14 protein-coding genes are annotated in these 17,889 nt (G+C 71.9%); 10 read left to right on the top strand and 4 right to left on the bottom strand.

Features of this window, described 5'->3' with window-relative positions:
- Positions 1-72 precede the first annotated feature (72 nt).
- Both JYK02_RS17760 and JYK02_RS17755 read right to left on the bottom strand, forming a co-directional pair.
- On the bottom strand, positions 73-1,401 hold the full coding sequence (locus JYK02_RS17760; protein WP_207052545.1) for a ferritin-like domain-containing protein: 1,329 nt from the start codon (positions 1,399-1,401) through the stop codon (positions 73-75).
- A 130-nt stretch (positions 1,402-1,531) separates the two neighbouring features.
- On the bottom strand, positions 1,532-2,344 hold the full coding sequence (locus tag JYK02_RS17755) for a TetR/AcrR family transcriptional regulator C-terminal domain-containing protein (protein ID WP_242588789.1): 813 nt from the start codon (positions 2,342-2,344) through the stop codon (positions 1,532-1,534).
- 92 nt (positions 2,345-2,436) lie between these two features.
- Between JYK02_RS17755 and JYK02_RS17750 the strand changes: the two genes are divergently transcribed.
- The 5 genes from JYK02_RS17750 (at position 2,437) to JYK02_RS17730 (ending at position 10,427) form a co-directional block, all read left to right on the top strand.
- Positions 2,437-2,835 carry a VOC family protein gene (locus JYK02_RS17750; protein ID WP_207052544.1) on the top strand — a complete coding sequence of 133 codons (399 nt, stop codon included), beginning with the start codon at positions 2,437-2,439 and terminating at the stop codon, positions 2,833-2,835.
- A 105-nt stretch (positions 2,836-2,940) separates the two neighbouring features.
- Positions 2,941-4,026 carry an ATP-binding protein gene (locus JYK02_RS17745; RefSeq protein WP_207052543.1) on the top strand — a complete coding sequence of 362 codons (1,086 nt, stop codon included), beginning with the start codon at positions 2,941-2,943 and terminating at the stop codon, positions 4,024-4,026.
- Positions 4,026-6,344, top strand: coding sequence for a DUF5682 family protein (locus JYK02_RS17740; protein WP_207052542.1), 2,319 nt, complete (start codon positions 4,026-4,028; stop codon positions 6,342-6,344). Before JYK02_RS17745 ends, JYK02_RS17740 begins: the two co-directional genes overlap by 1 nt.
- The gene (locus JYK02_RS17735; RefSeq protein ID WP_207052541.1) at positions 6,341-7,558 is read left to right on the top strand and encodes a VWA domain-containing protein; all 1,218 of its coding nucleotides are present in this window, start codon (positions 6,341-6,343) and stop codon (positions 7,556-7,558) included. Before JYK02_RS17740 ends, JYK02_RS17735 begins: the two co-directional genes overlap by 4 nt.
- On the top strand, positions 7,551-10,427 hold the full coding sequence (locus tag JYK02_RS17730) for a HEAT repeat domain-containing protein (protein ID WP_207052540.1): 2,877 nt from the start codon (positions 7,551-7,553) through the stop codon (positions 10,425-10,427). Before JYK02_RS17735 ends, JYK02_RS17730 begins: the two co-directional genes overlap by 8 nt.
- Before the next feature lie 4 nt (positions 10,428-10,431).
- Here JYK02_RS17730 and JYK02_RS17725 read toward each other — a convergent pair whose 3' ends face one another.
- Positions 10,432-11,460 carry a linear amide C-N hydrolase gene (locus tag JYK02_RS17725; protein WP_207052538.1) on the bottom strand — a complete coding sequence of 343 codons (1,029 nt, stop codon included), beginning with the start codon at positions 11,458-11,460 and terminating at the stop codon, positions 10,432-10,434.
- 243 nt (positions 11,461-11,703) lie between these two features.
- Between JYK02_RS17725 and JYK02_RS17720 the strand changes: the two genes are divergently transcribed.
- The gene (locus JYK02_RS17720; protein WP_242588788.1) at positions 11,704-12,477 is read left to right on the top strand and encodes a class I SAM-dependent methyltransferase; all 774 of its coding nucleotides are present in this window, start codon (positions 11,704-11,706) and stop codon (positions 12,475-12,477) included.
- A gap of 50 nt (positions 12,478-12,527) precedes the next feature.
- Positions 12,528-13,145, top strand: coding sequence for a TetR/AcrR family transcriptional regulator (locus JYK02_RS17715; protein WP_207052536.1), 618 nt, complete (start codon positions 12,528-12,530; stop codon positions 13,143-13,145).
- 47 nt (positions 13,146-13,192) lie between these two features.
- On the opposite strand, the gene JYK02_RS17710 is transcribed toward JYK02_RS17715, so the two are convergent.
- A complete protein-coding gene (locus JYK02_RS17710; RefSeq protein WP_207052535.1) occupies positions 13,193-14,587 on the bottom strand; it encodes a M20/M25/M40 family metallo-hydrolase in 1,395 nt (464 codons plus the stop codon).
- Between the two features lie 97 nt (positions 14,588-14,684).
- Here JYK02_RS17710 and JYK02_RS17705 point away from each other — a divergent pair, with 97 nt between their 5' ends.
- Genes JYK02_RS17705 through JYK02_RS17695 form a run of 3 tightly spaced genes read left to right on the top strand, consistent with a single transcriptional unit; the run spans position 14,685 to position 17,860 of the window.
- Positions 14,685-15,704, top strand: a complete 1,020-nt coding sequence (locus JYK02_RS17705; protein ID WP_207052533.1) for a dipeptide epimerase — start codon at positions 14,685-14,687, stop codon at positions 15,702-15,704.
- The gene (locus tag JYK02_RS17700) at positions 15,701-16,903 is read left to right on the top strand and encodes a DUF819 domain-containing protein (RefSeq protein WP_347402517.1); all 1,203 of its coding nucleotides are present in this window, start codon (positions 15,701-15,703) and stop codon (positions 16,901-16,903) included. The genes JYK02_RS17705 and JYK02_RS17700 overlap by 4 nt, the downstream gene beginning before the upstream one ends.
- A 12-nt stretch (positions 16,904-16,915) precedes the next feature.
- Positions 16,916-17,860, top strand: coding sequence for a serine hydrolase (locus JYK02_RS17695; protein WP_207052531.1), 945 nt, complete (start codon positions 16,916-16,918; stop codon positions 17,858-17,860).
- The last annotated feature ends 29 nt before the right edge of the window (positions 17,861-17,889 follow it).

The following is a 17,889-nucleotide window of genomic DNA, read 5'->3' as shown; positions in this document are numbered from 1 at the left end:
AGCAGCGTCCTGGCCGGACCCGCCAACCTTGGATTCCGGGGACTCACCCCAGGAGGTCCTGGCCCCTGCGCGTCATGCCCAGAGGTCCTGCTCCAGCGTGTCCAGCAGCGCCAGGGCCGCCTCGGGCGTGGGCATGCCCGCCTCCGTGATGATGCTCGCGTCCAGCGGCACCAGGACCTCTTCCCGCAGGAGCGCCACCGCGCGCTTCTGCGCCTCGCGCAGGGCCTCACGCTCCTGGGTGGAGAGGCGCGGGCGGGCCCACTGGTCGATGTCCCACGACAGCGCCGCGTGCCGCGTCTCGTCCTCCGCGATGCGGACCATGGCCTCGCGCACCTCCAGGTCCCGCGCGTGCAGCGCCTGGTGGTGCGCGAGCAGCGCGCCGTACGTCTCCCGCACGCAGCCCTCCACGGCGTTCTCCAGGGCCACCTCCACCAGCGAGCGCGGCGGCAGGTCCTCCACCACCGGACGCTGGGGCGTGCCGCCGAAGCGCCGCGCCAGGCGGTCCGTCACCCGGGCGTGCTGGACCTCCTCCATGGCGCTGCGGCGAGCCGCGTCCTGGAGGCCCACGTCCGCGCCGTGCAGCTCCAGCTCGTCGCGCAGCCGCAGGAACGCATGGACCGACGCCGCCTCCAGGTGCGCCGCGTCCGCGAAGTAGCGCCCCAGCGCCTCGGGCGCCTCGCAGGCTTCCGCGACCTGGAGCCCCACCGGCCGCCGGCCGATGCTGCAGTTGGGGTCCCCCTTCTCCAGGACGCGCTTCTCCAGCTCCTGGACCTCGCCGGAGGCGGTCACCTTCACCACGTGCTGCGTCAGCTCCGTGCCCGGCCCGCACGCGTAGCCCTTCGTGGCGATGACGTTGAAGCTGCCGTCGTCGTTGCGCTTCACCGCGCCGTGCTCCTTGTTCCCGCAGAGGAGGGAGTAGCCCGCAGCGAAGGTCTTGAGCACCGCCTCCTGCCCGGTGTCGATGGTGCCCAGCACCTGCTGGAGCTCCGCCAGCGTCGCGTGCGTCTTCACCTCGTCGCCCCGGGTCGTCACCAGGAAGGCGTCCGTGCAGAAGTCCAGGCAGACGTGGTGGAAGCCCTCGGTGACGCTCGCGTTCTCCAGCGCCTCCTGGCACGCGGGGACGTCGGTGGCCGTCGCGCACGCCTGACCGGAGGACGACGCCTGGGTGTAGGAGTCGGGGGGCTGGCCCATGTTGCGGCTGACGTAGCGGAGCTGCACGTAGTCCGGCGCCGGGATCAGCGTCAGGTCGCTGACGGCGAAACCCCGGTCCGTGCACTCAATCTCCGAATAGTCCGTCGTGCTCACGCCCCCTTCCGTGCCACAGCCCGCCAGCACCAGGGGCGTGGCGAGCGACGCGTGCAGGGCCCGCGAGAAGAGACGGCGCAGTCGATGGATGTTCACGGACGACTCCGAGGCAGAGGGTGTGTCCGGGCCCTGAGCAATGCGGATGCCAGCCTCTCTCCCCAGGAGGGGCCCCTGTCCGAGCCGCTCGGAAAGCTGAGAAGGACTCGGAAAGTTGAGGGGGCAGGACCTAGCCGCCGCGCTTCCGGGGCGTCTTCCGGACCGGGGCCCGGGGCGCGCGCGGCCGTTCGATGAGCACGGCCAGCCCGTCCAGGATGCGCTCCAGGCCGAAGGCATAGGCGTGGTCCGGGTCGTACGCCGCACCATGCGCCGAGCCCGCCGCGGAGCCCACCCGGGACGCGGTGGGGTAGCGCTCCGCATCGAACATGCGCGAGAGCAGGGGCGCGTTCGCCTCCCACCAGGCCCCGTCACTCATTTGTGACTCCAGCCGCGTGGCGCGCTGGTCCGACGCCGCGCGGGCGCAGGACTCCACGAAGCCCAGCACGAACGTCAACGCGGCGTCCTGGGCCACGTCGTCCAGGCCCACGCCCTCCAGGGCCTGCAACTCGTATTCGTACTTGGCCAACTGGCCCGGGCCCAGGGGTGGGCGCGTGGTGGACACGTCTGCGAGCCACGGGTGCTTGGTGAACAGGGCGCGGTTGTCGTGCGCCACGGCCTCCAGGCGGGAGCGCCAGTCCCGGGCCTTCGGCTTGCGCCGGGCCATGCCCGCGTAGAGCGTGTCGAGCATCACGTCGATGAGCTCCGCCCGCCCGGGCACGTAGGTGTAGAGGGCCATGGGCGCGATGCCCAGCTTCCCCGCCAGCGCCCGCATCGTCACCGCGTCCAGCCCCTCCGCGTCCGCCAGCGCCACCGCCGCCTCGACGACGGCGGTGACGGTGAGCGTCTGCTTCGGACCGCGCTGGCCCTTCGCGGGCAGGGACTCCCGCCACAACAACTCCAGCGTCCGGGTGGGGTCTCCCATGCTGCTGCGGTGCGATGCCATGCGCCGGATTCTTCCAACGCCGCGACCTTGACGTGCAACTCCGTACGACGTACGTAGATTGAGGCCGTCCAATCCGTTGGGAGGAACCGTCCATGCGAGTCACCGCTTCCGCCGTGTCCCTGAACGTCGCTGACGTGGAGGCCTCCGCGGCCTTCCTGAAGCGCCACTTCGGCTTCACGGAGGCCATGGCCGCGGACGGCTTCGTGTCGCTGAGCCGGCCCGACGTGGGCTTCAACGTCATCTACCTGCGCACGGGCCTGAAGACGCTCAAGCCGGAGTCGCTCAAGACGCGCCGGGCGGACGGGCTCATCGTCGCGTTCGTCGTGGAGGACATCGATGCGGAATACGCGCGCATCCAGGCGGAGGGCGTGGACATCCTGACGCCCATCGAGACGGAGGCGTGGGGCGAGCGCTACTTCCAGGTCGCGGACGCGAACGGCGTCATCGTCCAGCTCGTCCAATGGATGCACGCGCCGGGCACCACGGCCTGAGCCGCGGGCGTCCAGGCGGGTGGTCCGTCCCCGGTTCCGGAAGCCGACCTGGAAGGCAGCCAGGACGTTTGCCGGATGTCAGACCGAGTGGATAGCGTGCAGCTCATGCCGGACATCCGACTGCCTGCCGAAGCGAAGTACAAGAACGAGCTGGACGCCCTCGCCGCGCATGACGACAAGCCCCGCCCACCAGGTTGGGCGCTGTCGCCGCGCGCGGTGGAGACGTACATCCTGGGCAGCCCCAAACCCGTGGGCGGCGTGGCCATCACGCCCAAGTACGTGGGCGACAAGGGGCTCATCCAGGTGTGCATCGCGACGCTCGCGTCGGACCGCGCGCTGATGCTCGTGGGCGAGCCGGGCACCGCGAAGAGCTGGCTGTCGGAGCACCTGTCCGCGGCCATCAGCGGCACGTCCGCGCTCGTCGTGCAGGGCACGGCGGGGACCAGCGAGGACCACATCAAGTACTCGTGGAACTACGCGCTGCTGCTCGCGCAGGGGCCCACGCCGGAAGCGCTGGTGCCGTCGCCCATCCTGCGCGCCATGCGCACGGGCAAGTTCGCCCGCTTCGAAGAGGTGACGCGCACGTCGCCGGAGATTCAGGACTCGCTCATCTCCATCCTGTCGGAGAAGCAGGTGTCGGTGCCGGAGCTGGGGGAGATCACGAGCGCGCAGCGCGGCTTCAACCTCATCGCCACCGCGAACACGCGCGACCGCGGCGTCAACGAGATGAGCGCCGCGCTCAAGCGCCGCTTCAACTTCGTCACCGTGCCGGTGGTGGAGGACCTGGAGCAGGAGATTCAAATCGTCACCAAGCGCGAGGCGGAGCTGCGCACGGACTACCAGGTGGGCGTGCCGCCGCCGGAGGAGCTGTCGCGCGTGCTGCTGACGCTCTTCCATGAGCTGCGCAAGGGCGTGACGAAGGACGGCAAGACGAAGGTGCGCACGCCGGGAGCGGTGCTGTCCACGGCGGAGGCCATCAGCGTGCTGTTCAACAGCTCCATCCTCGCGCAGCAGTTCGGCTCCGGGACGGTGACGTCGCACGAGCTGGCGGCGTCGCTGGTGGGCGCGGTGGTGAAGGAGCAGGAGGACGACGTGAAGGCCCTGCGCGAGTACATGGAGACGGTGGCCAAGGGCCGCACGGGCCCGTGGAAGGAGCTGTACACCGCCAGCAAGAAGCTCTTGAGGGGCTGATGGACCTGGAACTGCTCCGCCGGGTGCAGCACTTCCCGGTCCGTCATCACTCGCCGCGCACCACCGCGGTGCTCCAGAAGTGGCTGGAGCGGGTGAAGCCCACCGTCGTCCTGGTGGAGGGACCCTGTGACGCCACCGGGCTGGTGGACGTGCTGTGCGACGCGCAGACCCGGCCGCCCGTGGCCATCCTGGGCTACCGCACGGATGGCACCCCGTCCTCGTCGCTGTGGCCCTTCGCGGCCTACTCGCCGGAGTACCAGGCGCTGAAGTGGGCCCGGGCCAACGGCGCGCGGGCGGAGTTCATCGACATCCCGGTGGGCGTCAGCCTCGCGGTGGACCGCGCGCCGCCCGCGCTGGGGGTGGAGTCGGAGTCCGAGTCCATGGAGGGGAGCACGCCCGTCCCCGACGAGGCCGTGCCGCTCACGGAGGCGTTCGCGCGCTCGCAGGGACACCGCTCCTTCGAGGAGTTCTGGGAGGCGGCCTTCGAGGCGCCGGACTGGAGCCCGGAGCAGTTCCGTCCGGTGCTCATCGCCTGGGCGGACGTGGTCAACGCGGGGCCCCGGTCGCCCTACCACCGCCAGCGCGACGCCTTCATGGCGCGCAAGGTGCTGGAGGTGGTGGCGGGCGGCGTGGCGCCGGAGAAGGTGGCCGTCGTCGCGGGCGCGGCGCACACCGCGGCGTTCCTGGCGGGCGACGTGGACCCCCAGGAGGAGGCGAAGCTGCCCGCGCCCGGGCCGTGCGCGGTGACGGTGATTCCGTACAGCTTCCCGCGGCTGGCGGAGCAACTGGGATACGGCGCGGGCAACCGGGCGCCGCACTTCTACCAGAAGGCCCACGAGGCGAACTGCGACTTCCGGCGGGCCACGCTGGAGGTGCTGCTGGACTTCGCGGCGCACCTGCGGATGCGCGGCTTCTCCGCGTCGCTGTCGGACGTGCTGGAGGCGTACCGGCTGGCGGTGACGCTGTCGGACCTGCGCGAGAAGAGCGCCCCGGGCCTGGACGAGCTGCGGGAGGCGACGGTGGCCACGCTGTGCCGCGGGGACGCGACGCACGTGGACGGCTTCCTGTGGAAGAGCGTCGTCGGCCATGAAGTGGGGCAGGTGGCGAGCCGCATCGGGCAGAACTCGCTCCAGGCGGAGTTCTGGCGTGAGGTGGGCGAGCGGCGGCTGCCGCGCACGGACAGCCCGGAGACGTTCACGCTGCGGCTCAACAACCCGGTGGAGGTGGGCTCCTCCGTGTTCCTCCACCGGCTGCGCGTGGCGGGCATCCCGTACGCCACGCTGTCCGGCACGGGCTCGTCGCGCAAGCAGGGCGGGGAGGCGGAGGCCGGCGGCTACGCGGCGCTCACCCGCGTACGCGAGGCGTGGCAGGCGCAGTGGACGCCGTCCACGGACGTGGCGCTGGTGGAGAAGATTGTGTTGGGCGACTCGCTGGAGGCCGTGACGACGCGCGTGCTCCAGGAGCGGCTGACCCAGGCGAGGACGACGGCCGAGGCGGCGGACGTGCTGCTGGAGTCCGTCATCACCGGCTGCTCCCAGACGGTGGCCCAGGCGCTCAAGGTCTGTGACGCGCACGCGGCGACGGACGCGGACCTGCCGTCGCTCGCGTCCGCGGCACGGGCGCTGTCGGGGCTGATGGCCTATGGCACCTCGCGCGCGCACTCGGACGTGGGCGACGAGGCGGTGGCCTCGCTGGGGGAGAAGACCTTCAACCGGGCGCTCCTGCGCGTGCGCGACGCCAGCGCCTGCGCTCCGGAGGCGGTGCCCGCGGTGCTGGAGGCGCTGCGCACGCTGCACGAGGTGGCGCTGTCCCAGCCGCGCGCGGACAAGGCGGGCTGGTTCGTGGAGGCGCGCGGGGTGATGGAGAGCCACGCGGTGCACCCCGCCACGTCGGGGCTGGCCACGGGCCTGCTGTACCTGGCGCGCGAGCTGGCGGAGGCGGACGTGGCGCTGGAGGTGGGCCGGCGGCTGTCGCAGGCGGTGGAGCCCGCGGACGCGGCGGCGTACCTGGAGGGCTTCCTCCAGGTGAACGCGCTGGTGCTGGTGAAGAGCCGCGACGTGGTGAAGGCCCTGGACGACTTCCTCGTCAGCGTGGAGCCGGAGCGCTTCCGGCAGACGCTGCCGGTGCTGCGCCGGGCGCTGGGCGCGCTGGGGGCCACGGAGCGCCGCTACCTGATGGAGAACGTGATGGGCGTGCGCCAGTTGAAGGACAAGGGCCGCGCGGTGAAGGCGGTGCTGGAGGAGAAGGACAAGGCGACGCTGAAGGACCTGAGCGCGGACCTGGGCAAGGCGCTCGACGACCTGGATGACCTGCTATGAGCGTGGACCCCAAGGACCTGGACCCGAAGGACCGCGACGCGCTGCTGCGCTGGCGGCTGGCGCTGGGCCCGGAGGCGGAGAAGACGGGCTCGTGTCCCTCCCTGAGCGCGCTGGGCGCCAGCGCGGACACGGTGGACCTGAAGGGCGACGACCTGGAGGGGCTGGATGACGCGCTCTCCTTCGTCTACGGCGGGGGCTCCGCGGGGCGCGGCGGCTCCAAGCCCTACCTGCCCAAGTGGCTGGGCGCGCTGCGCGACTTCTTCCAGGACGACGTCATCGCGCTGGTGCAGAAGGACGCCATCGAGAAGAAGGGGCTCACCCAGCTGCTCTTCGAGCCGGAGACGCTGCCCTTCCTGGACAAGAACCTGGAGCTGGTGACGACGCTGGTGAGCGCCCGGGGGCTCATCCCGGAGCAGGCCAAGGACACCGCGCGCGCCATCATCCGCGAAGTGGTGGAGGACCTGCGCAAGAAGCTGGAGTCCCCGCTGCGCACGGCGGTGCTGGGCGCGCTCCGGCGCGACCGGACGAGCCCCATCCCCATCGCGCGCAACATCGACTGGCGCCGCACCATCCGCTCCAACCTGAAGGGCTGGGACTCGGAGCGGAAGCGCCTCATCCCGGAGCGCTTCTACTTCTGGCCCAACCAGCGCCGTCACCACGAGTGGGACGTGACGCTGGTGGTGGACCAGTCCGGCTCCATGGCGGAGAGCGTGGTGTACAGCTCCGTGATGGCGGCCATCTTCGCGTCGCTGGACGTGCTGAAGACCAGCCTGGTGCTGTTCGACACGGAGATCGTCGACATGACGCCCGTGCTGGCGGATCCGGTGGAGGTGCTCTTCTCCGCGCAACTGGGCGGCGGCACGGACATCAACCGGGCGGTGGCCTACGCGCAGGAGCACTACGTGCGCCGGCCGGAGAAGACGCTCTTCATCCTCATCACCGACCTGTACGAGGGCGGCAACGCGGAGGAGCTGGTGGCCCGGCTGCGGCAACTGGTGGACTCGCGCTCGAAGGTGCTGTGCCTGCTGGCGCTGTCGGACAGCGGCCGGCCGTCATACGACCACGCGATGGCGGAGCAGCTCACCGCGCTGGGGATTCCGTGCTTCGGGTGCACGCCCCGCAGGCTGGTGGACGTGGTGGAGCGCGTGATGCGCAACCAGGACCTGGCGCCGCTGCTCGCGTCCAACGACAAGAAGGGGGAGCGTCATGGCTGAGGTGCGGCCCGTCATCGGGATGGGCGGAATGACGGAGATCATCAGCGACAAGGCGGAGCTGGCGAAGGGCGCGGAGCTGTTCGACGGCAAGCAGCTCAGCAATCTGTCGCGCTACGAGAACCGGCTCTTCGCGGACGCGTCGGGCTCCGGGGCGACGCCGTACAAGGTCTCGCTGGTGTTCGGCGAGGCGCGCTCGGACGTGAAGGGGCGGTGCTCGTGCATGGCGGCGCGCTCGCGCCCCTTCTGCAAGCACGCGGCGGCGCTGCTGGTGGCGTGGGCCCGGGCGCCGCAGGCCTTCGTGACGGCGGAGTCGGCCCCGGTGGCTCCGGCCGGCTCGGGCGGCGCCAGGAAGAGCGTGAAGAAGGGCAAGGCGGAGACCGGCGACCTGATGAAGGCCGGCGTGGCGCAGGTGTCCACGCTGGTGCGCGAGCTGGGCCTGTCCGGCGTGGCGTCGCTGGGCGCCGAGCGGCCGGAGCAGGTGCGCGCGCTGGGCGAGGCGCTCCGGGCCAACGGCCTGCGGCGGCTGGCCGCACGGGCGGTGGAGCTGGCGGGCCTGCTGGACGCGGCGGCGGCCCGCACGGGCACCTTCGAGGCGCCGGTGTACGCGGACCTGGTGGCGGACATGCTGCTCACCGCGCGCAAGGTGGAGAAGCACCTGGGCGGTGAGGCGCTGGAGCCCCGCCACGTCGAGGAGCTCATCGGCAAGACGTGGACGAAGAAGGACCGCGCGCCCGTGGAGGGGCTCCGGCTGGTGGAGTACGCGTTCTCCTCCAGGGTGACGCCGGACCGGTTCATGGTCCGCGAGAGCCGCTTCGTGGACCTGGGGTCGGGCGGGCACTACAGCGAGAAGCAGATCCTCCCCGCCAGCCTCAAGACGGTGGCGCCGAAGAACAGCCACGCGGGCGCCGTGCTCCAGGGTGCGCACGGCGGGCAGTACCCGGGCTTCGCCCCGCACCGGCTGGACCTGGAGTCGTGGAAGGACGCGCCGTCGGTGGACCGGGCGGCGCTGGAGCGGCTGGTGGAGGTGGCGCTGCCGGACGTGAGCGCGGTGATGACGGCCTTCCAGGAGCACCGCAAGGACGTGTTCGCGCCGGACCTGCTGCCGGTGTCCGTGCGGGTGGAGACGCTGCTCGCCAGCGGGGCCCGCTCGCAATTCGTGGACGGCACGGGGCGCGGCCTCTTCCTGCCCGCGGACCCGTCGCTGGAGGAGCCGCTGGCCAGCGCGCTGGAGGACGCGAAGCTCCTGGCGGTGCTGGGGGACGTGGGCCTGGAGGCGGCGCTGCCGACGTTGTTCCCCTCCGCAGTCGTGGTGCGGACGCCGGAAGGGCTGGACCTGCGTCCGCTGGCGCGCGCCTCGGACGCGCCCGTGGCGCCCCGGCGGCGCAACCGTGTCCGGGCCCCCGCGACGCCGAGCGCGCTGCCCCGCAGCGGGTGGGCGGACGCGGCGCGGGCGGCGGGTGCGTCGCGGGCGGCCATCGCGCTCGCGGAGGTGCGCGACGAATTGGCGGATGCCTTCGCCAGCGGCCTGGCGGCGCTGGGGCCGCGGACGGTGGAGCCGCTGGTGTCCCGGCTGAAGGAGCTGGGGCTGGAGAAGCCGGGCGCGCTGCTGGAGGCGCTGGCGCAGCGGGCGGACGCCGCCGAGCGGCTGGATGACTTCATCAAGGTCTACCAGGTGCTGGGCATCGCGCTGGTGCGGCTTGCAGGCGCGGTGCAGGTGGACATGGCCGGACTGGAGTCCGTGCCCACGCACCCGAGCATCCACGTGCACCGCCCGGAAGCGGTGCTGAGCCCGGGCGAGGCGATGGTGCGCCGGGCGCGCGGGGAGCTGACGCGCTACGAGGCGGCGGCGCACGCGGCGCGCTACTACGCGGGCCTGGGGCCGGACGCGCTGATGCGGGAGCTCTACCCGGCGTGGAGCGACGGCTCGGCGAGCGCCTTCGTGGCTCGCGCGGTGGCGGCGCGCGGTGAGGAGGCGCTGGGGGTCGTGCGGGGCGCGCTGAACGAGCGCCACAGCCGCATGGTGCGCCGCACCGCCATCCGCGTGCTGGGCGCGATGGGCGGCGTGCAGGCCCGGCGCGAGCTGGACGCGCTGACGCGCGCGGGGCACGACATGGGCCTGCGCCTGTTCGCCCGGGAGACGCTGGAGGACGTGCAGGCCCGGGAGACAGGGGAGAAGGCCGTGGCGGAGCTGGCGCGGCGCCGCAAGGACAAGGCGGTGCCGCTGATGCAGGCCGCGCTGTCGGAGACGACGAAGGACGCGCGCGGGGCGGCGGTGGCCATGCTGGCGGACCTGGGCACCGTGGCGATGCCCGTGCTGCGCCAGGTGCTGCACTCGGACCCGGCGCGCGAGGTGCGGCGCGAGGCGGCCGAGGCGCTGGCCCGGATGGGGGACGCGGACGTGCTCGACCGGTTCGTGGACATGGTGCAGGGCCGCGGCCACGACGACACGGAGGCGAAGCACGCCGTGTACGCGCTGGGCATGCTGGGCGACGTGCGCGGCGCGGAGGCCCTGCTGCTGGCGTTCGCGGACGGGTGGAAGCCCGGCGTCGTGGCGGAGGCCATGCGCACGCTGGGGCTGGCCCTGCTGCGGCCCGCGCTGAACCTGGCGGAGACGCGTCCGGAGGTGCTGGAGCGGCAGGCGCTGCGCGGCCTCTTCGAGGCCTTCGACCCGCCCATCCTGGCGAAGGAGCTGCTCGAGCGCGTGCTCAGGTCCAGTGGACACGTGGACCTGCGCACGCGCGCGGAGGCGTACCTCAAGGTCGCGGCCGTGCACCCCGCGGTGGGCAAGGTCGTGGCCGCGCGCCTGCTGGAGCTCCCCACCGTGGCCGACGACAGGGCCCTGGCCAAGGCGGCGAAGAAGCTCCTGTGACGCGCTAGCTCGACAGCTTCGAGGTGAGGTCGATGCTGGTGGGGGTGGCCGGCACGGGGAAGGGCTTCCCGGCCGCGCCGCTGAAGTCCAGCGTCTTGAGGTTCACCGAGTACACGCAGGGGTTGGCGTAGAAGCGCACCGACAGCGTCTGGGCGACCAGGTCCTTCACGACGGCCCACTGCGTGTAGTCCAGCGCGTCCTTGCCCTCCTTGTTCGTGGAGCGGCTGGTGCCCGCCGGGATGTCCACCGTGTTGAGCAGGTGGAAGGCGAGCGTGGTGGCGTCCGCCGCCGTGATGAGCGGCTGCGAGTACTGCTTGAGGTACGCGGCGCGCACGAAGCGGGCGGGCGGCGTCGAGTCCCCGGGCAGGCCGCGCATGCCGCTGCCGTGGCCGGCGGGCGCGAAGGAGCCGGAGCCCAGCTCCGTGGGCTTCGCGTCCCAGGGCGTGAGGTTCGCGTAGCCGCCCAGGTTCTGCAGCTGCTGGGGGAACGGCGGGTCGTTGGTGCAGACGCCCACGGGGTTGTCGTAGACGTGGAGCTGCCCACCGGTGAACTCCACCACGATGCTGTTGCCCTTGGCGTCGTGGATGGGGAAGTGCAGCGGGAGCAGCTTCGCCATCAGGTCGCCCTCCCAGACCTGCACGCTGGCCAGCGCGCTCTGGACGTCCGGCACGCTGCCGCACGTGCCCAGCGCCCAGCTCACGAAGTCCACCAGCGCCAGGGCCTGCGAGGGCTGGCTCACGCCCGGATACGCCGAGCCCGGCAGCCACAGCGCGCCCACGGACAGGCCCTGCGTGTTGAGGCCGTCCACGATGACCTTGTCCGTGAGGGCGGTGAGGCCCACGAAGCCATACTTCGACGTCCACGCCAGGCCCGGCTTGCCGCCGGGGCCCATGGACTGGAAGGACTCGCCCGTGGCGTGGACCATCAGCTGGGAGTTCAGGTCGAGCCCGAACTCCATGCTGCGGCCATTGACGGCGATGGGCCCGGAAGCGGCGCGGGTGTCATTGCCGGTGATCAGGAAGTCGGTGCACATGGGCGTTCCTCACTGCGTGGCATCCCATTCCTCCCACGACGGTGGGAGCGTTCCACGGTGCCGGGATGCCTCTGCACGGTGCGCACCAACACCCCGCGAAAGCCGGAACCCTTTGAATTCAAGGGGATTGCGTGGAGGCCCGGCGCGAAGGGCTCCCCGGCGCGTCCGGACGGGAGGCAGGCGCGTTCCCGCCAGACGCGAGGCATTGCGTGGGGCCGGGAATCCGGCAAGCCTCCGCGCGGCATGACGGACCCCTCGCCGCCTCCCGAGCTCCCGCCTCGCCGCGCCGACGCGGAGGACCCGTTCGAGATGCCGTTCCTCGAGCGGCTGTCATTGCAGCTGCAGGGCATCGTCATCGCCGTCGTGCTGCGCGTCACCGACCTGCTGCTGCTGCTGCCGCGCCCCCGGCTGCTGAAGCCGTACCTGGGACTGTGGTGGCAGCGCATCCTGCGCACGCCCTACAGCGCGCGGCGCACCTTCGAGATGGCGCGGGCGCTCCAGACCACGGGCCAGTCGTTCCGCGAGCTGATGTACGGCGAGACTCCGCTGGTGACGGCGCTGGCGTTCCTCAAGAAGGCGGGCGTGGGGCGGAGCAGCCGGGTGGTGGACCTGGGCGCGGGGCGGGGGCGCGTGCTGCTCGCGGCGCGGTGGTGGGGCGCCAGCGCGCATGGCGTGGAGCTGCTCGCGGACCATGTGGCGCGCGTGACCCCGTGGCTGGGTCCCGCGGGCATCACCTTCACCGTGGGTGACATGACCCGTGAACCCCTGGCGGACGCGACGCACATCTTCTGTAATTGGGTGGCATTCACCCCGGAGACGAAGGCTCGGCTCGTCGCCCACCTGCGCACGTGCACCCCTGGCACGCGCATCATCACCGTCACCCGTCCCATCCAGGCTGAAGGATTCCATGGGCACACCTCCCACTGGATGCTCTTCACCTGGGGCTTCGAGAAGGTCTGGCTTCAGGAATACCGCCCGGGCCCTCTCACGACACCGCCCGTCCAACGTCAATCGTGATTGGATGGGAGCGACAGGCAGCGGCGTTCCGGTTGCGAGAGGGAAAGCAAATGACCGAGCGGAGGAAGAATCAGCCGGGAGTGACGCGCGAGCAGCTTCTTCGGGCGGCGGCGGACCTCATCCTGGCGCAAGGGCTTCAGGCGGTGACACTCGACGCCATCGCCAGGCGAGCAGGCGTCCTGAAGGCGGACCTGCTGGAGCATTTCCAGACCAAGCCCATCCTGCTCGATGCGCTGTTCGACGACGCGACCCAACGCTTCGCCGCGGCCGTCGCCGACGAGATGGCGAAGGATCCGGACCCCAACGGCCGGGGGACGCGCGCGTACCTCCGGGTGACGGTCAACGCTCCCGCGGATGACGGAGAGGCCCACGTCATGCGCTCGCTCATCGGGCTCATGCTCTTCGACCCGGAGGTCCGGGAGCTCTGGAGCTCCATCTGGGACGAGGCGCGGGAGGCGCAGCTCAGCCCCCAGGAGCAGGAGTCGCCGGAGCTCACGCTCTGCCGTCTGGCCATCGACGGGTTGTGGATGTCGGACATGCTCGAGCATCGGACGGTCTCGAGCCAGATGCGCGCGTCGGTCATCCACCGCATCGAAGCGCTCACGCGCAAGGCGCCTGGGACGTCCGCGCGCCTGCGTGACGCAGTCTCACCGGTTCCGGAAGAATAGGGGCGCGGGCGCGGCGCCTGGGCCCTGGAGGAGGGGGTGCCGGTGCGTCAGCGCGTCAGGTGCTTCAGGGTCAGATAGACGAACTCCGCGCCGGGCTGGAGCGACGCCACCGGGACTCGCTCGTTGGGCGCGTGCGCGGTGCGCGCGTCGTCTGGCGTCAGCGCGAAGAGGTCGATGCCATACGCGTGGATGCCCGCGCGGCGCAGCGTGGCGGACTCGGTGGTGCCGGTGGACATGCGGGGAATCACCGGCGCCCTGGGCCACACCTTCGCCGCGGCGGCCTTCACCGCGCGGAACATCGCGTTGTCCCCCACGGGCGACATGGGCGAGTCCGGCGGTGACACGTCCATCTCCACCTCGATGTCCTTGTCGTTCACCGCCGCGACGATGCGCTCGCGCACGGCCTTCGCGTCCGCGTCCGGCAGCAGGCGGCAGTTCACGGTGGCCTCGGCGGTCGCGGGAATCACGTTGGACTTCGTGCCCGCCTTGAACACCGTGGGCACGCAGGTGGTGCGCAGCACGGCGCCCAGCGCGGGGTCCAGCTTCGCCACGGCGGTCACCGCGTCCTCTGGCGGCGCGTCCGGCGCGGCGGCGATGCGGCGCAGCGCTTCGCCCAGCTCACCTGGAGCCGTCGGCGCCCGGCCCTGCACGTGGAGCTTCGCGGCGGGCGTCAGGTGCGCGGGGAAGGTGAGGGCGCCCACGCGCGCCACGGCCGCGGCCACGCGCACCAGCGGCCCCGCGTCCACGGGCGGCGCGGACGAGTGGCCACCGGGGCCCGTCGCCTTGAGCGTCACGTTGCGCGACACGCGCTCCGCGGCCTGGAGCGCCACGAAGCGCACCTCCTTGCGGTCCGGCGACAGCTCCGTGAGGCCGCCCTCGTTGAGCGCGAACTCCGCCTCCTTGAGTTCCGGGCGGTGCTCCATCATCCAGTCCAACCCCTGCCCCGAGCCCACCTCTTCGTCCGCCCCCAGGTACAGCAGGATGTCGCGAGAGCGCGCGCCGCCCTCCTGCTTCAGCCGGCGCAGCGCGAGGATGCTCGCCGCCGCCATGCCCTTGTTGTCCTGCACGCCGCGCCCGTAGAGCAGGCCGTCCTTCTCCGTGAGCGTCCACGGGTCGGTGGCCCACTCGGCCTTCACGGCCGGCACCGTGTCCAGGTGCGCGAGCACGAGCACCGGCCTGCCCTTGCCGCTGCCCTTCAAGCGCACCAGGAGGTTGCCGCGCCCGGGCGAGGGCTCGATGAGCTCCGACTCGATGCCCGCCTCGCGCAGCCACTTCGCCGCCACCCGGGCCGCGGCCGTCTCGTTGCCGGGCGGGTTGGACGTGTCCGCGGCGACGAGCTCCGCGAGCAGCGCCCGCAGCTCGTCCTTCGGCGCGGGACGGGATGACGCGGCGTGGCTTGGACCCAGCGCGAACAACACGGCGAGGAGGGGCAGGAGACGCATGGTGCGGAGGCTTGCCTCTTCCGGCCCTGGAAGGCAACGGAAGCGGCGTTTGCAGGGAGTGCCGTGTTAAGGGTGGAGCCCTGGAGGGAGTCCGCCCATGGCCTCGCCGTTGAGCTTTCGCACCGTGGAACTGCCGCTGCGTCACGCCTGGACCATTGCCCGGGGCACGAGCACGGTGAAGCGCAACGTGTTCGTGGAGGTGCGCTCCGGCGGGCACGTGGGCTTTGGCGAGGCCGCCCCCAACGTGCGCTACGGCGAGTCGTGGGAGACGGTGGAGGCCGCGCTCCACAAGCTGGCCCCGGTGCTGGAGGGCCGCGACCTGCGCTGCTTCCGCGACGTGTCCGCCGCCGTGGACGCGGCGCTGCCGGACAACCCCGCGGCGAAGGCGGCGGTGGACCTGGCGCTGCACGACTGGGCGGGCAAGGTGATGGGCGTGCCGCTGTACCGGATGCTGGGCGTGGACCCCACGCGCCAGCCGGTGACGTCCATGTCCATTGGCATCGACGTGCCGGAGACGCTCGCGGTGAAGGTGCGCGAGGCGGCGGACTTCCCGGTGCTCAAGGTGAAGCTGGGCGCGGACCGCGTGCAGGAGGTGTTCGGCACGGTGCGGTCGCTCACGTCGCAGACCATCCGCGTGGACGCGAACGAGGCCTGGAAGCCGGACGAGGCGCTGGCGCACATCCAGTGGCTGTCCACGCAGGGCGTGGAGCTGGTGGAGCAGCCGCTGCCCGCGGCGGACGTGGAGGGCGCGAAGTGGCTGCGCGCGCGCTCGCCGCTGCCGCTGGTGGCGGACGAGTCGCTGACGAAGGCGTCGGACGTGCCGAAGCTGGCGGAGGGCTTCCACGGCATCAACGTGAAGCTCCAGAAGAGCGGCGGCATCCGCGAAGCGCTGCGCATCATCGAGACGGCGCGCGCGTGCGGCCTGAAGGTGATGCTGGGCTGCATGGTGGAGACGGGCCTGGGCATCGCGGCGGGCGCGCACCTGGCGCCGCTGGTGGACTGGGTGGACCTGGACGGCAACCTGCTGCTCGCGCAAGACCCGTACCGCGCGCACCCGGTGGTGCAGGGCCGCATCCAGTTGGGAGCGGGCGCGGGCCTGGGCGTGGAGCCCCGGTGACACCACCGCTCATCCAGGACCCGATGGCGGTGCTCGCCGTGCTGCTGGCGGTGCTGGCGGGGCTGTATGCCCTGCAGCGCTACCCGGCGGTGGAGCGCTTCTTCAACGTCGTGCCGCTGCTGGTGTTCGCGTACTTCGTGCCCACGCTGCTGTCGAACACGGGCGTCATCCCCACGCAGTCGGAGCTGTACCGCTTCACGCGCGTGTACCTGCTGCCCGCGAGCCTGGTGCTGCTGGTGCTGTCGGTGGACCTGCCCGCCATCGCGAGGCTGGGGCGCAACGCGGTGGGCGTGTTCCTGGCGGGCACGCTGGGCATCATGGTGGGCGGGCCGCTCGCGTATCTGGCGCTGGGGTGGCTGGTGCCGGCGGAGCTGGGGGACCAGGCGTGGAAGGGATTGGCGGCGCTCAGCGGGTCGTGGATTGGCGGCAGCGCGAACTTCGTGGCGATTGGCCAGAGCGTGGGCGCGCTGGACAGCACGTTGAGCATGCTGGTGGTGGTGGACGTGGGCGTGTCCAACGTGTGGACGGCGGTGCTGTTGTCCTTCGCCGGCCGCGAGAAGGCGATGGACGCGAAGATTGGCGCGGACCGCGCGGCGCTGGACCGGGTGCGTGAGGAGTCCGCGCGGCTCCAGGCCGCCTCCGCCCGGCCCGCGAGCCTGTCGGATTTATTGTCGATGCTGGCGGTGGCGTTCGGCGTGACGGTGGCGTGCACGGCGCTGGCGAAGCGGCTGCCGGACCTGGGCAACGTGGTGACGGGCTTCACGTGGGTGGTGTTGCTGGTGACGACGGTGGGCGTGGTGCTGTCGTTCACGCCGGTGCGCAGGCTGGAGGGCGCGGGGGCGAGCCGCCTGGGCTCGCTGTTCCTGTACCTGCTGGTGGCGACGATTGGCGCGCAGGCGGAGTTCCGTCGGTTGTGGGACGCGCCCGCGCTGGTGGCGGTGGGGGCGGTGTGGATGTGCATCCACGCGGCGGTGACGATGGGCGCGCGGCGCTGGCTGAAGGCGCCGGTGTTCTTCGCGGCGGTGGGCTCTCAGGCGAACGTGGGCGGGACGGCCTCCGCGTCGGTGGTGGCGGCGGCCTTCCATCCCGCGCTCGCGCCGGTGGGCGTGCTGCTCGCGGTGCTGGGGTACGTGCTGGGCACGTACTGCGGGCTGGTGACGGCGCTGATGCTGGAGCAGGTGTACCGGCTGATTCACTGAAGGGAGTCACGGATGCGGACAGCGCTGCTCTGGGCAGGGCTCGTGGCGACGGGCGGTTGCGCGACGACGCAGGACGCGCCCGTGCCCCGGGAGTCCCTGAAGGCCGTGGTGGAATCGCTGGCGAGCGAGGCCGCGCGCCTGTCCCCCGGGACGGACCTGTCGCTGGCGGTGATGGACCTGCGCACGGGCGAGACGGCGAGCGTCTCCGGCACGGAGCCGCACATCTCCGCCAGCTCCGCGAAGGTGTTCTGGGTGGCGGCGGCGCTGGAGCAGCGGGACCTGGCGGCGGTGACGCCGCTCGCGGAGAAGGTGTTCCGCACGTCGGACAACGAGGCGTCCGGAGAGGTCATCGACCTGGTGGGAGGGCCGGATGCCATCAATGTCTATCTCCAGAAGCGGGGGCTGAAGCACACGGCGCTGACGAAGTGGAACTACGGCCGGGAGCGCTGGGCGACGAACTCTCCGCGCGTGATGGGGCGGGACAACTACTTCTGCGCGGACGACATGGTGTCCTTCCTGGCGCGGCTGGAGCGGCGGGAGCTGTTGGAGCCGGAGCCCACGGCGCGGCTGCTGAAGTGGATGGAGCTGACGCCCCGGGACGGCTGCGGCGGTTGGCTGGGAACGCGCCTGCCCGCGAGCGCCCGCGCGTCCCTCCAGCACAAGGGCGGGTGGCTGCCGCCGGGCTGCTGTGGCGATGACGCGCGCTACAACGTGCTCAATGAAGTGGGGCTGGTGACGCTGCCGGACGGAGGGCGGTATGCGGTGGCCATCCTGGCCTCGCGTGGGCCGGACTGGCCGAGGCAGGCGTTCTTCGTGGAGCGCGCGTCGTGTGTGCTGTACCGGCACCTGGCGAAGGACGCGGCGCTGGATTGTGGAGAGGCCCTGGCGAAGGCCGGAGGCCCTGCGCCGGTCGTATTGGAAGCCGGGGCGCCCGCGCCGGATTACGACTGCGAATGACGTGTGACGAGAGACGCTGTTGGATGTCC

The sequence above is a fragment of the Corallococcus macrosporus genome (genome assembly GCF_017302985.1).
Lineage (GTDB): Bacteria > Myxococcota > Myxococcia > Myxococcales > Myxococcaceae > Corallococcus > Corallococcus macrosporus_A.
This window is presented reverse-complemented; position numbering and strand designations above follow the sequence as displayed.

Coding starts and splice junctions, on each gene's coding strand:
- JYK02_RS17740 (WP_207052542.1), top strand. CDS start 4,026: ATGGACCTGGAACTGCTCCGCCGGGTGCAGCACTTCCCGGTCCGTCAT.
- JYK02_RS17720 (WP_242588788.1), top strand. CDS start 11,704: ATGACGGACCCCTCGCCGCCTCCCGAGCTCCCGCCTCGCCGCGCCGAC.
- JYK02_RS17755 (WP_242588789.1), bottom strand. CDS start 2,344: ATGGCATCGCACCGCAGCAGCATGGGAGACCCCACCCGGACGCTGGAG.
- JYK02_RS17710 (WP_207052535.1), bottom strand. CDS start 14,587: ATGCGTCTCCTGCCCCTCCTCGCCGTGTTGTTCGCGCTGGGTCCAAGC.
- JYK02_RS17730 (WP_207052540.1), top strand. CDS start 7,551: ATGGCTGAGGTGCGGCCCGTCATCGGGATGGGCGGAATGACGGAGATC.
- JYK02_RS17725 (WP_207052538.1), bottom strand. CDS start 11,460: ATGTGCACCGACTTCCTGATCACCGGCAATGACACCCGCGCCGCTTCC.
- JYK02_RS17745 (WP_207052543.1), top strand. CDS start 2,941: ATGCCGGACATCCGACTGCCTGCCGAAGCGAAGTACAAGAACGAGCTG.
- JYK02_RS17715 (WP_207052536.1), top strand. CDS start 12,528: ATGACCGAGCGGAGGAAGAATCAGCCGGGAGTGACGCGCGAGCAGCTT.
- JYK02_RS17750 (WP_207052544.1), top strand. CDS start 2,437: ATGCGAGTCACCGCTTCCGCCGTGTCCCTGAACGTCGCTGACGTGGAG.
- JYK02_RS17735 (WP_207052541.1), top strand. CDS start 6,341: ATGAGCGTGGACCCCAAGGACCTGGACCCGAAGGACCGCGACGCGCTG.
- JYK02_RS17705 (WP_207052533.1), top strand. CDS start 14,685: ATGGCCTCGCCGTTGAGCTTTCGCACCGTGGAACTGCCGCTGCGTCAC.
- JYK02_RS17695 (WP_207052531.1), top strand. CDS start 16,916: ATGCGGACAGCGCTGCTCTGGGCAGGGCTCGTGGCGACGGGCGGTTGC.